We start from the raw sequence: 12,941 nt of genomic DNA, 5'->3' as shown, positions 1-12,941 counted from the left end.
CCGGCGCTCAGCCCCTCAGCTTCTCCAGCAACGCCCGCGCCGCGTTGGTGGGCGTGGCGCGGCCCTCGGCCACGTCCTCGGCCGCCTGCGCCATCGCCGCCTTCGCCTCGGGCGTCTCGAGCTGCGCCAGCAGGCCCTGCTTCACCTCTTCGCTGAACCAGTAACGCGCCTGCGCCTCGCGGCGGGCGGCGAAATGGCCGTTCTCGCGGCGCCAGTCGGTCAGGGCGGTCATCTCCTGCCAGGCCGATTGCAGCCCCTCTTCCTGCTGGGCCGAGACCATCATCGCCTTGGGAAACCCCTCCGGATCCTGCGGCCGCTTGCGCAGCAGGCGCAAAGCGCCGGTATAGTCGGAACAGGTGCGCGTGGCCGCCGGTTTCAGGTCGCCATCGGCCTTGTTGATCAGGATCATGTCGGCCATCTCCATGATGCCGCGCTTGACCCCCTGCAGCTCGTCGCCGCCCGCGGGGGCCAGCAGCAGGATGAAGAGGTCCGACATCTCGGCCACCACCGTCTCGGACTGACCCACGCCCACCGTCTCGATCAGCACCACGTCGAAGCCCGCGGCCTCGCAGACCGCCACCGCCTCCCGGGTGCGCCGCGCCACGCCGCCCAGGTGCGACTGGCTGGGCGAGGGGCGGATGAAGGCGTTGGGATCGCGGCTGAGCCGCTCCATCCGCGTCTTGTCGCCCAGGATCGAGCCGCCCGAGCGGGCCGAACTGGGATCGACCGCCAGCACCGCCACCCGCAGACCTTCGGCCGTCAGCATCATGCCGAACGCCTCGATGAAGGTGGACTTCCCGACGCCCGGCGTGCCCGACAGGCCGATGCGAATCGCCTCGCCCTGCCCCTTCAGCGCCTCCATCAGCTCGCCCGCCTTTAGGCGGTGATCCGCCCGTCCGCTTTCGATCAGGGTGATGGCCCGTGACAGGGCGCGCCGATCCCCCTTGATAATTCTGTCGCTTAGCTGTGCAATATCCATGGCCGCCGCCCGTGCATTGGTCTTACGGTTCCTATGCCTTGGCCGGGGCGGGGATGTCCAGAGCGGGGCAGGCGGCGAATGAGGTACGCGATGCGACTACTGATTGTGGGTTTCCTTGCCCTGCTGGCCGGCGCCGCGCAGGCCGCCGACCAGTCCTCGATGCGGTTCGAGGTCCGGCTTCTGGGGCTCAAGGCGGGGATGATCGAGATCGCCGCCAACGTCACCGACCGCGCTTATGCCGCCCGGACCCAGTTCCGCACCGCCGGCGTGGTGGGCGCGCTCAAGCAGGTGCGCGCCGACGTCTCGGTGCAGGGCCGGGTCGCCGGCGGGGCGCTGAAACCCCAGACCTATTCCGAGGCGATCGACGACGGCAGCCGGGTGACCAACGTGAAGGTGCAGTTCGCCCCGGGCAAGCCCCGCCTCCTCTCCGGCGATACTGGCAGCAGCGCGCCGCCCGCCGACACCTCGAACCTCACCAATGCCATCGACCCCCTGACCCTGCTCTACGTCGCCCTGCGCGACCAGCCCCGCGCCGAGGTTTGCCGTTTCGAGGCCGACGTGTTCGACGGCCACCGCCACGCAAGGATCACCCTGACCGGCCGCCAGCCTTCGGGCGACATCATCACCTGCAACGGCTCCTACCGCCGCGTCTCGGGCTACAGCGACCGCGAGCGCGAGAACCGCAATGTCAGCATCTCGGTGGTCTACGTGCCCGCCGGCGACGTGATGCGCGCCGAACGGGTGGCCTTCGACACCAAGCTCGGCCCCGCGGTGATGGACCGCCGCTGACCGCCCCCGGCGCCACGCCTGCGCTTCTTCTTGGTCCAAATATCCATGTCCCGTCCTCGCGGCCCCGCACCTTGGCCTATGGAAATCCGCGCCCCTTTGCCCGATAACCCGGGCCCATGACGACCCTGCCCATCCACGAGGCGATAGAACCCCTGATCGACGCGCTGAGGCGCGGCGGGCGGGCCGTGCTGCAGGCGCCGCCGGGGGCGGGGAAGACGACCGTCGTGCCGCTCGAGATGCTGTCGGCCGGTCTGACCGGGGGCCGCATCCTGATGCTCGAACCGCGGCGGCTGGCCGCGCGGGCGGCGGCGGAACGGATGGCCTCGACGCTGGGCGAGCCGGCGGGCGAGACCGTGGGCTACCGCGTACGGGGCGAGGCGAAGGTCTCGAAATCCACTCAAATCGAGGTGGTGACCGAGGGCATTCTCACCCGCATGATCCAGTCCGACCCCGAGCTTTCCGGCATCGGCGCGGTGATCTTCGACGAGTTCCACGAACGCTCCCTCAACGCCGACCTCGGCCTCGCCCTCTGCCTCGAGATCGCCGGGGCGCTGCGCGACGACCTGATCCTCGTCGCCATGTCCGCCACGCTCGACGCCGAACCGGTGGCCGAGCTGATGGGCGCGCCGGTGATCACCTCCGAAGGCCGCAGCTTCCCCGTCGACATTCGCCACCTGCCCCGGCCCCTGCGCAAGGGCGAGCGGTTCGACGCGGCGCTGGCCGACCTGGTGGTGCAGGCGGCGGGCGAGACCGAGGGCGGCATCCTTGTCTTCCTCCCCGGCGAGGGGGAGATCCGCCGGGTCGAGGGGCTGCTGAAATCCCGCCTGCCCGGTGATTGCGCGGTCAGGCCCCTTTACGGCGCCCTGCCCTTCGTCCAGCAGCGCGCCGCCATCGCGCCGGTCGATCAGGGCCGCAAGGTCGTGCTCGCCACCTCCATCGCCGAGACCTCTCTGACGATCGAGGATATCCGCGTAGTCGTCGACGGCGGCAAATCCCGGCGGGCACGGTTCGACCCCTCCTCGGGCATGTCGCGGCTGGTCACCGAGCCGGTCACGCGTGCCGAGGCGACGCAGCGCGCGGGCCGCGCCGGCCGGGTGGCGGAAGGCGCCTGTTACCGGCTCTGGACGAAGGGCGAGGAAGGCGCGCTGCGCGCCTATCCCCCGGCCGAGATCGAGGCGGCAGACCTCGCCGGTCTGGCGCTGGAACTGGCGCTCTGGGGCGCGCAGCCCGATGACCTGGCCTTCCTCACGCCCCCCGCCCCGGGCAGCTATGCCGAGGCGCAATCCCTCCTCCGGATGCTGGGGGCGCTCGACCGCGAGAACCGGATCACGCCGCATGGCAAGGCGCTGGCCGCCCTGCCCCTCCACCCGCGCCTCGCGCATATGCTGGCCGTGGCCGGGCCCGACGCGGCACCGCTGGCCGCCCTCCTGGCCGAGCGCGACCCGCTGCCGCGCGGCGCGCCCGTCGACCTGTCGCTCAGGCTGGCGGCGGTGCGCGATCCGAAAGGCTTCGCCGACCGCTCGCCGCACCAGCCCAGCCGCCCCGTCATCGAACGCATCCGGGCCGAGGCCAAGCGTCTCGCCAGAACCGCGAAGCGCGCCGGCGACGGCGCGATGAGCGACGCCGCGGCCGCCGCGCTGGCCTATCCCGACCGCGTCGGCCTGCGCCGCAAGGGCGACGCGCCGCGCTACGTGCTGTCGGGCGGCAAGGGCGCCATCCTCCCCGAGGGCGACCCGCTCTCGGGCACCCGCCTGATCGTGGCAACCGATCTCGACGGCGACCGCCGCGAGGCCCGCATCCGCCAAGCGATCCGCATCGAGGAGGCCGAGCTGCGCGCGCTCTTCGCCGACCAGATTGACTGGCAGGATGTCTGCGACTGGGACCGGCGCGAGCGCCGCGTCGTGACCCGCCAACAGGAACGCCTTGGAGCGCTGGCCCTCGACGACCGGGTCTGGAAAGACCCGCCGCAGGAGGCCGTGGCCCGCGCCATGCTCGACGGCGTGCGCGATCTCGGGCTGAGCTGGACGGACGCCGCCCGCCGCTTCACCGCCCGCGTCGAACTGCTCCGCGAGGCGGGCGAGGACCTGCCCGACATGACCGAGCCCGCCCTGATGGACAGCCTCGAGGACTGGCTCCTGCCCTACCTGACCGGCGTGAAGACCGCGCAGGACTGGAAGCGCTTCGACATCCTGCCCGCCCTGCGCGCCATGCTCGACTGGGACCGGATGCAACGGCTCGACGTCAAGGCGCCGGCGCATTTCACCACGCCGCTCGGCCGCGACATCCCCATCGACTATGCCGGCGAGCACCCGGAGATCTCGCTCCGCCTGCAGGAGATGTTCGGCCAGACCACCCACCCCACCGTTGGTCGCACGCCCCTGCGCGTGACGCTCCTGTCGCCCGCCGGCCGCCCGGTGCAGACCACGATGGACCTGCCGGGCTTCTGGGCGTCCTCCTATGCGGACGTGCGCAAGGACATGCGCGGGCGCTATCCGAAACACCCCTGGCCCGAGGATCCGACCGTGGCCGACCCGACCCTGCGCGCCAAGCGCCGCGGGGGCTGAATTGATATTCCGGAAATCTTTGTTATATTAACGGGATAAGAAAAATTCTTGAGCAGAAGCAAAAACCGAATGAACGATGGATTGAAAAAAGCCTGGACCGAGATGGTCCAGCCCCTCTTCCGCCGCCCGCCGGAGCTTCAGGTTGCCGCCCTGTGCTGTCGCGCGGGCGAGAACGGGACGGAAGTCCTGATGATCACCAGCCGCGACACCGGCCGCTGGGTCATGCCCAAGGGCTGGCTGATGGATGGCAAGGACGCCGCCGAGGCAGCCTGCGAGGAAGCCTGGGAAGAGGCCGGCGTCAAGTCGGCCAATGTCAGCGAGGCGCCGGTCGGGGTGTACCACTACGAGAAGCGGCTCGACGACGGCTATGTCGCCCCGGTCGAGGTGCAGGTCTATCGCATCGACGTGGAAGAGCTGGACGATTCCTACCCGGAATCGCGCGAACGCGCCCGGCTCTGGCTTGACCCGGCCACCGCCGCGAACCGCGTGGAAGAACCCAGCCTGAAAGAGCTTTTGCTGCAACTTTGAAGCTTTTGTGACTGTTTTGTGACAGAGGCGGTTGAAATGGCATGCCGGTGCCGGTAGCGCTGCGCCCCGGAAGCTGAATGACCCGGAAGGCCCGCCGCGTGAGCAACTCGCCCGACACCAACCAGTGGAAGACGCTCGACAAGGACCTCGGCCGCATCTCGCAGGTCGAGTATGCCACGGCCTATGTCGCCCGCCCGCTGACGGCGCTGGGAATCGCGCTGGCCTTCATCGTCGTCGCGGGCCTTGCGGCGGCGCTGTTCTTCGGCACCCAGCCCGGCAACCTGATCGTCATCGCCGCGGCGGTGTTCGGCGCCTACATGGCGCTCAATATCGGCGCCAACGACGTGGCCAACAACATGGGCCCGGCGGTGGGCGCCAATGCGCTGACCATGGGCGGGGCCATCGTCATCGCCGCGATCTGCGAGACGGCAGGCGCGCTCCTGGCGGGCGGCGACGTGGTCTCGACCATTTCCAAGGGCATCATCGACCCCGCCAGCGTGGCCGAAACGCAAAGCTTCATCTGGGCGATGATGGCGGCGCTGGTGTCGGCCGCGCTCTGGGTCAACCTGGCCACAAAGGTGGGCGCGCCGGTCTCGACCACCCATTCGGTCGTCGGCGGGGTGATGGGCGCCGGGATCGCCGCGGCGGGGTTCGGCGCGGTCTCCTGGCCCACCATGAGCGCCATCGCCGCAAGCTGGGTGATCTCGCCCGTGCTCGGCGGCGTCTTCGCCGCGGCCTTCCTCGCCCTGATCAAGAGCCGGATCATCTATCGCGACGACAAGCTCGCCGCCGCGCGTTTCTGGGTGCCGATCCTGGTGGGGGTGATGGCCGGAACCTTTGCCGCCTACCTGGCGCTGAAAGGGCTGAAACGGGTCATCCATATCGACATGGGCACCGCGCTGCTGATCGGGCTTATAGGCGGGGTGATCTGCTGGGCGCTCACCGTGCCGCTGGTCCGGCGCCAGTCGCGCGGGCTGGAGAACCGCAACCGCTCGCTCAAGACGCTGTTCGCGCTGCCGCTGATCGTGTCGGCGGCGCTACTGTCCTTTGCCCACGGGGCAAATGACGTGGCCAACGCGGTGGGCCCGCTCGCCGCCATCGTCCACGCCTCGGAATTCGGCGCCGCGGCCGGAAAGGTGGCGATCCCGCTCTGGGTCATGGTGATCGGGGCGCTGGGCATCTCCTTCGGCCTGTTCCTGTTCGGGCCCAAACTGATCCGGATGGTGGGCAGCCAGATCACCAAGCTGAACCCGATGCGGGCCTATTGCGTGGCGCTCTCGGCCGCCATCACCGTGATCGTCGCCAGCTGGCTGGGCCTGCCGGTCAGCTCTACCCATATCGCGGTGGGTGGGGTGTTCGGCGTGGGCTTCTTCCGGGAATGGTACATGGAACGCCGCCGCCCCTCGAACGCCGCGAACGGCACCGCCCGCCGCCTGCCGCCCGAGGAACGCCGCCGGCGCAAGCTGGTGCGGCGCAGCCACTTCATGACCATCCTCGCCGCCTGGGTGATCACCGTGCCGGCAGCCGCGGCGATGTCGGCGGCGATCTTCCTGCTGCTGAATTCCGTTCTCGTCTGAGCACCGCGCTGTCGCGGCCGACGGCTTCTTTCAGGCAAGCGAGGGCGGCCCCGCGCCGCCGATTTGTTCAAATCCCACATTCATGGTATTATGTTACCCTATTAACAGGGGGGAATTTGATCATGTTCAATGTGTATGACAGCCGCGTCTCGCGGCGCCTGTTGCTGGCGACGCTTGGTGCCACCGCCAGCCTGGCAACGCCGGTGATGGCAACCGTCGCCGGTCCGGGCGGGGCTGGCCGGAATGACCGGGGCAGCGGCCGCGACGCCGCGCGGGGGGCCGGCAGCTTCCCGACCCTCATTATCCGGCGGTCGCACCTGCGAGATATCTCGGACGACGAGGTCAGCGCCGCGATCCGGATGAGCCGGGCTGGCCGCAGGATTGTGGTCGCGGGGTTCAGCAGGCGGATGTCGAGGAACCTGCTCAGGATGATGCGTCTGAGACGTCGCCGCACGTTCAACCTTGTCAGGTCGCTCGAAACCAGAAAGACCCGCGTCGCGCGGGTGCAACGCCTGGACGCGGCATCGCAGAGCGTCACCGACGCCATCTTCCTTCTCGATGAGGTGGAAGCGCATGAAGTGTTCTTCCCGTCCAGAAAGGAAACCCTTTCGAAGGTCACGGCCATCCGGCAGCTGCGGCATTATCGAAGCCTGGTCGACATCTGGCGGCGCAGCCCGATGGAAGGAACATTGCCGACGCCCGGCCTGCCGTGACGCCCGTTTCAGGCTAATCCCACCACGGCCCTTGGTGCTGGCCTGACTGGCCCAGCCGCTCGAACCCGTGATGGCCGAAATAGTCGCGCTGGGCCTGGATGATGTTGGCCGTGCCGAAGCCCTGCCGCATCGTGTCGGCCCATTGCAGCGCGGCCGACAGCGCGGGAACCGCGTGGCCCTGCGCCACCGCCGCGCCCACCACGGCGCGCAGCGCCGGCAGGGTGCGGCCGAGGGTTTCGGTAAAGGCCGGCGCGAGGATCAGCTCGCCATGCGGAAGCTCGCCCCGGAAGGCCGTGGCGATATCGTCCAGCAGGGCCGAGCGGATGATGCAGCCGGCCCGCCAGATTTCGGCGATCCGGGCGAAATCGAGCTGCCAGCCATACTCGGCCGACGCGGCGGCAAGGATGCGGAAGCCCTGCGCATAGCCCAGTACGCGCGCCGCCATCATCGCCTCGGCCAGCGTCGCGCCGTCAAGCTCCAGCCCGCCCCGGGCGCCGCCCAGCTTGTCCTGCGCGGCCTGGCGCGTGTCCTTCTCCGACGACCATGCGCGCGCGCCGACGGCGGCCTCGATCATGCTGGCGGCCTGCCCCATCCTCTGGGCCTCGATCACCGTCCAGCGCCCGGTGCCCTTCTGCCCCGCCGCATCCTTGATGACATCGACCATCGGATGGCCGGTTTCGGGGTCGTGGTATTGCAGGATGTCGGCGGTGATCTCGACAAGGTAGGAGCGCAGCGGGCCCTTGTTCCACTCGGCGAAAAGCTGGCCGATCTCGGCGGGCGCCCAGGCGGCGCCGTTGCGCAGCAGGCTGTAGATCTCGGCGATCATCTGCATGTCGGCATACTCGATGCCGTTATGCACGGTCTTGACGAAATGCCCCGCCCCGTCGGGGCCGAGATGGGCGACGCAGGGCTCCCCCTCGTACTGTGCCGCGATGGCCCGCAGGATCGGCCCCAACTGCTGCCAGCTATGGTCGGTGCCGCCCACCATCATCGAGGGGCCGTGCCGCGCGCCCTTCTCGCCGCCCGAAACGCCCATGCCGACGAAATGGATATCCCGGTCCGCCAGCGCGGCAGAGCGGCGGCGGGTCTGGTGAAAATCGGCATTGCCGCCGTCGATGATCGTGTCGCCGGGCGCCAGCAGCGGCGCGACCGCCTCGATCATCGCGTCCATCGGCGCCCCCGAGGGGATCATGAACAGGATCACCCGGGGGCTGGCCAACCCGGCCACGAAATCCTCGAGCGCCTCGTGCGGGTGCAGCTTGTCGGCCAGCCCGCCCGCCTCGGCCATGAAGGCGGAAATCCAGTCGGTCTCGCGGTTGGTCACGGCGACCGTGACCCCCTTCTCGGCCATGTTCAGCGCCAGCGCGCTGCCCATCGTGCCGAGCCCGTAAACGCCGATCTGTGCCTTGGCCATGCTTGCGCCTTTTCCCGCTCCGCCACGGTCAGCCTATTGCAAACGCGGCCACGTGCAAGCGGATCGGCGGATCACCCCTCGCGGCTGACGAGGGTGAGCGCGCCCACCAGCAAAAACACCGCCCCCCAGACCATCGCCGAGTGGCTTTCCCCGAACAGCACGATGCCCCAGCCGATACCGGCGAAAAGCGCCACGAAGGTGCCGAAATTCACGAAAACCCCGCCGGTGTGCCGGATCAGGTAGAAATAGATCAGGCTTTCCACCACCCCCGCCCCCACGAAGACGAGGATCGCGGTCTCGGCCAGCGTCCAGCCATCCGACAGCGGCACGCTGCCACCCGAGAAGAAAAGGAACAGCGGAAAGACCAGCACGGCGGCGGTAATGGTCTCGCCGGTGACGGCCTGCATGGCGGTCATGCCCTTGGGCCAGTGGCGCGAGATATAGACCGACTCGATCCCGTAGGAGATGGGCACCACCAGCGCCAGCAATATCCACGGCGCCATCCCGAAGCCAGGCGCATCGATCTGCGGCACGAGGATCACGGCGACCGACATCACGCCCAGCGCCACCGCCGCGATGCGCCGGGGCGAGACCCGCTCGGTCCGCAGCAGAAGCGCCACGATGACGGCGACGACCGGAGAGGTACAGCCGGTCAGGCTGAGCAGCCCGGTGCTGATCTCGCCCGCCGCGGTGAGCGCGGCGAAGAGCGGGATGACATACCCAAGGATCGCGGTGATGATCAGGAAGGGCACCACGCCCCGCAGGCTGCGGATATGCTCGCCCCGCAGGTGCGAGATGGCGAGGAACGCCACCGACAGCAGCACCAGCGCAATCATCACCACGGAAATCTCGGAATACCCACCCTGCGAGGTGAGCTTCAGCATGGCGAATTGCAGCCCCCACATCATCCCCATCAGGATCAGCAGCCCCGCCGCCAGAAGGCGGCCGGGCCCGGGGGCGGCGGCGTTGGTCACACGCCCAGGCACCACCGCATGATCGCCTTCTGCGCATGCAGCCGGTTCTCGGCCTCGTCCCAGATCACCGAATGTGGCCCGTCCATCACCGCGCTGGTCACCTCCTCCTCGCGGTGGGCCGGCAGGCAATGCATGAAGAGGGCATCGGGCTTGGCATGGGCCATCAGCTCCTCGTTCACCTGGTAGGGGCGCAGCATGTTGTGGCGGCGTTCCTTGGTGGACTGGCTGTCATGCATCGACACCCAGGTATCGGCGACGATCAGGTCGGCGCCCTCGACCGCCTTGTAGGGGTCGCGCTCGATGGTGATCTTGCGGCCCGCCTTGCGGGCGAGGCCCACGAACTCGTCCTCGGGGTCAAGCTGGGCGGGGCCGGTGAAGGTCAGGTCGAAGCCGAACTGGGCAGCGGCATGCAGGAAGGAGGAACAGACGTTGTTGCCGTCGCCCGACCACACCACCTTCTTGCCCGCGATCGGCCCGCGATGCTCCTCAAAAGTCAGCACGTCGGCCATGATCTGGCAGGGATGGGTGCGGTCGGTCAGCCCGTTGATCACCGGCACGTCGGCGTATTCCGCCATCTCCATCAGCACGGATTCGTCGAAGGTCCGGATCATGATCAGGTCGACATAGCGGCTGAGCACGCGGGCGGTGTCGGCGATGGTCTCGCCATGGCCCAGCTGCATCTCGGCGCCCGACAGCAGCATGGTCTGCCCGCCCATCTGGCGCACGCCCACGTCAAAGCTGACGCGCGTCCGGGTCGAGGGTTTCTCGAAGATCAGCGCGACCATCCGGTCCTTCAGCGGCTGCTCGTCATCGGGCGCGCCGCGATGGCGGCCGGCGCGGGCGGTCTTCATGGCGCTGGCCTGGTCGAGGATCTGCCGAAGGTCGGCGGAGTCGGTTTTGTGGATGTCGAGGAAATCGGTCATGTCGGTTACTCTTGTCTAATGGCAGAACCGGGGGCCAGCCCCCGGACCCCCGGAGTATTTTTGGAAAAGTGAAAGATCAGGCGGTCTGCCTGGCCTGGGCCAGCTCCACCTCGGTGGCGGCGGCGTCCAGCCGGTTGACGGCCTCGGCGATCTCCTCCTCGGAAATGGTGAGCGGCGGCAACAGGCGGATGACGTTGTCGGCGGCGGGCACGGTGACGACCTGCGCGTCATAGCCGGCCTTGACCACGTCGGCATTCAGCGCCTTGCACTTCAGCCCCAGCATCAGGCCCGATCCGCGCACCTCCTCGAACACCTCCGGATGACTTCCGACAAGCCCTTCGAGCTTCTGGCGCAGAAGCCCCGCCTTGCGGCTCACCTCTGCCAGGAAGGCCGGGTCGGCCACGTGATCCATCACCGCGTTGCCCACGGCACAGCCCAGCGGGTTGCCGCCATAGGTCGAGCCATGGGTGCCCGCGGTCATGCCCGAGGCGGCCTCCTCGGTGGCCAGCACGGCGCCCAGCGGGAAACCCCCGCCGATGCCCTTGGCGACCATCATGATATCCGGCCTGATGCCGGCCCATTCATGGGCGAAAAGCTTGCCCGTCCGGCCCATGCCGCACTGCACCTCGTCGAGGATCAGCAGGATACCGTGCGCGTCGCACAGTGCCCGCAGGTCGCGGAGCGCCTGGTCCGACAGCGGGCGGATGCCGCCCTCGCCCTGCACCGGCTCGATCAGGATGGCGGCGGTCTCGTCGGTGATCGCGGCCTTAAGCGCCTCCGGATCGTCCCACGCCACGTGGCGGAAGCCCGGCAGCAGGGGGCCGAAACCCTTGGTCATCTTCTCGGACCCGGCAGCGGCGATCCCGGCCGAGGAGCGGCCGTGGAACGAGCCCTCGAAGCCGATGATCTCAACCTTCTCGGGCTGGCCCTTCTCGTGGAAATACTTCCGCGCCATCTTCACCGCCAATTCACAGCTTTCGGTGCCGGAATTTGTGAAGAAGACGGTATCGGCGAAGGTGGCGGCCACCAGCTTGTCGGCCAGCGCCTGCTGCTGCGGGATCTGGTAGAGGTTCGAGGTGTGCCACAGCCTGCCCGCCTGCTCGGTCAGGGCCGCCACCAGCGCGGGGTGCGCATGGCCCAGCGCGTTGACCGCGATGCCGGAACCGAGGTCGAGAAATCGGCGCCCGTCATCCTCGATCAGCCAGCTGCCCTCGCCCTTCGCGAAGGAGAGCGGCGCGCGGTTGTAGGTCGGCAGAACGGACGGGATCATGGCGATATCCTCTGATATGGAGGCCCTTTGATTGCTCAGGCGGGCCCATGAGTCAAATGTGATGTGGGGGTGGCGCGGTTGTCAGGCGCCGGGGATCGAACGCGGGCGGACGTCAGGCGCGGGTGCGTCGGCGTCGGGTGGCAGCGTATGCGGGGCGTGCGATCATGGCGCCGCTCTTACCGCCCGACTGCCGCAAGGGAAAGGGAAAACTTGTACCGCGCACAATTTCGCCTCTGGACCCTTCCGGCCTTTCGCGCCAAGCCCGGCCCCATGTTCACACCGCGCGACCAGAACCCGGCGCTTGCCGCCCTGCTGACGCTCTGTGCCGCCGCCTTCGCCGCGGGCACCACGCTTCTGGCCAAGGCGCTCGGCACCGGCGCGCTGGGGCCCGGGATGCACGCGCTGCAGATTTCCAACGGGCGGTTCCTGTTCGCCTTCCTCGCCATCGGCGCGGTCACCGCCCTTGTGCGGCCCCGGTTCACCCGGCCCGACCTGAAGTTGCATACCGCGCGCTCGGCGCTCGGCTGGGGCGGGGTGACGCTGATGTTCGCGGCGGCCGCCTTCATCCCGCTGAGCGACGCCACCGCGATCAGCTTCCTCAACCCGGTCTTCGCGATGATGCTGGCCATCCCGCTGCTGGGCGAAACCGTCGGCCGCGTCCGCTGGAGCGCGGCGGCCATCGCCATCCTGGGCGCCGCCATCCTGACCCGGCCGGGTGGCGGGGTGGTGGAGTTCGGCGCCATGCTCGCGCTCTGCGCCGCGGTGCTCATGGGCTCGGAGATGATCCTGATCAAGCGCCTGTCCGGCCGCGAGGGGCCGTTCCAGATCCTGCTGGTCAACAACGCCATCGGGCTGCTGATCTCGGGCGCAGCCGCCGCCTTCGTGTGGCAATGGCCCGAGCCCCGGCAATGGGCGGCCCTGGCCGGGATCGGCGTGCTGATGGCCGCGGCACAGGCCTGTTTCGTCAATGCCATGGCACGGGCCGATGCCAGCTTCGTCGCGCCCTTCTTCTATGCCGCGCTGGTCTTTGCCGCGATCTACGACGCGCTGGTCTTCGGCGTGATCCCCGATGCCGTCTCGCTGACCGGGGCGACGATCATCCTGTGCGGCGCGGGCCTGCTGGCCTGGCGCGAGGCGCGGCTGAAGAAAGCGCCGCCGCCGGTGCGCCCCTCGCAGCCGATGTGACGCAACGCCCCCTTTGACAAGCGCG

11 protein-coding genes are annotated in these 12,941 nt (G+C 68.9%); 6 read left to right on the top strand and 5 right to left on the bottom strand.

The window, feature by feature from the left end; translation table 11 throughout:
* Positions 1-7: 7 nt before the first annotated feature.
* Positions 8-979, bottom strand: a complete 972-nt coding sequence (gene meaB / locus ACO07J_RS22475) for a methylmalonyl Co-A mutase-associated GTPase MeaB (RefSeq protein ID WP_422033150.1) — start codon at positions 977-979, stop codon at positions 8-10.
* Positions 980-1,069: 90 nt separating this feature from the next.
* On the opposite strand from meaB, the gene ACO07J_RS22470 reads away from it, so the two are divergent.
* From ACO07J_RS22470 to ACO07J_RS22450, 5 genes are all read left to right on the top strand, one after another.
* The gene (locus ACO07J_RS22470; protein ID WP_422033148.1) at positions 1,070-1,768 is read left to right on the top strand and encodes a DUF3108 domain-containing protein; all 699 of its coding nucleotides are present in this window, start codon (positions 1,070-1,072) and stop codon (positions 1,766-1,768) included.
* 116 nt (positions 1,769-1,884) lie between these two features.
* Complete coding sequence (hrpB, locus tag ACO07J_RS22465) at positions 1,885-4,332, top strand: ATP-dependent helicase HrpB (protein ID WP_422033146.1); 2,448 nt, start codon at positions 1,885-1,887, stop codon at positions 4,330-4,332.
* A gap of 69 nt (positions 4,333-4,401) precedes the next feature.
* Positions 4,402-4,860: an NUDIX hydrolase gene (locus ACO07J_RS22460; protein WP_350128263.1), complete on the top strand. Its 459-nt coding sequence runs from the start codon at positions 4,402-4,404 to the stop codon at positions 4,858-4,860.
* 77 nt (positions 4,861-4,937) lie between these two features.
* Positions 4,938-6,437, top strand: a complete 1,500-nt coding sequence (locus ACO07J_RS22455; protein WP_422033144.1) for an inorganic phosphate transporter — start codon at positions 4,938-4,940, stop codon at positions 6,435-6,437.
* 122 nt (positions 6,438-6,559) lie between these two features.
* Positions 6,560-7,150 (top strand): hypothetical protein, encoded by a 591-nt coding sequence (locus ACO07J_RS22450; protein WP_422033142.1) that lies wholly within the window; start codon positions 6,560-6,562, stop codon positions 7,148-7,150.
* Positions 7,151-7,163: 13 nt separating this feature from the next.
* Here ACO07J_RS22450 and gndA read toward each other — a convergent pair whose 3' ends face one another.
* The 4 genes from gndA to ACO07J_RS22430 form a co-directional block, all read right to left on the bottom strand.
* Positions 7,164-8,564, bottom strand: a complete 1,401-nt coding sequence (gndA, locus tag ACO07J_RS22445; protein WP_422033140.1) for an NADP-dependent phosphogluconate dehydrogenase — start codon at positions 8,562-8,564, stop codon at positions 7,164-7,166.
* Between the two features lie 71 nt (positions 8,565-8,635).
* A complete protein-coding gene (locus ACO07J_RS22440; RefSeq protein WP_422033138.1) occupies positions 8,636-9,550 on the bottom strand; it encodes a DMT family transporter in 915 nt (304 codons plus the stop codon).
* Positions 9,535-10,461, bottom strand: a complete 927-nt coding sequence (gene argF, locus ACO07J_RS22435; protein ID WP_422033136.1) for an ornithine carbamoyltransferase — start codon at positions 10,459-10,461, stop codon at positions 9,535-9,537. The genes ACO07J_RS22440 and argF overlap by 16 nt, the downstream gene beginning before the upstream one ends.
* 76 nt (positions 10,462-10,537) lie before the next feature.
* A complete protein-coding gene (locus tag ACO07J_RS22430; protein ID WP_422033134.1) occupies positions 10,538-11,731 on the bottom strand; it encodes an aspartate aminotransferase family protein in 1,194 nt (397 codons plus the stop codon).
* Between the two features lie 270 nt (positions 11,732-12,001).
* On the opposite strand from ACO07J_RS22430, the gene ACO07J_RS22425 reads away from it, so the two are divergent.
* The gene (locus ACO07J_RS22425) at positions 12,002-12,916 is read left to right on the top strand and encodes a DMT family transporter (protein WP_422033132.1); all 915 of its coding nucleotides are present in this window, start codon (positions 12,002-12,004) and stop codon (positions 12,914-12,916) included.
* Positions 12,917-12,941: the final 25 nt, after the last annotated feature.

The sequence above is a fragment of the Roseovarius sp. genome (assembly GCF_965228755.1).
Classification (GTDB): Bacteria; Pseudomonadota; Alphaproteobacteria; order Rhodobacterales; family Rhodobacteraceae; genus Roseovarius.
Note: the sequence above shows the minus strand (reverse complement) of the source record. Positions and strands in the feature narration are given on the sequence as shown.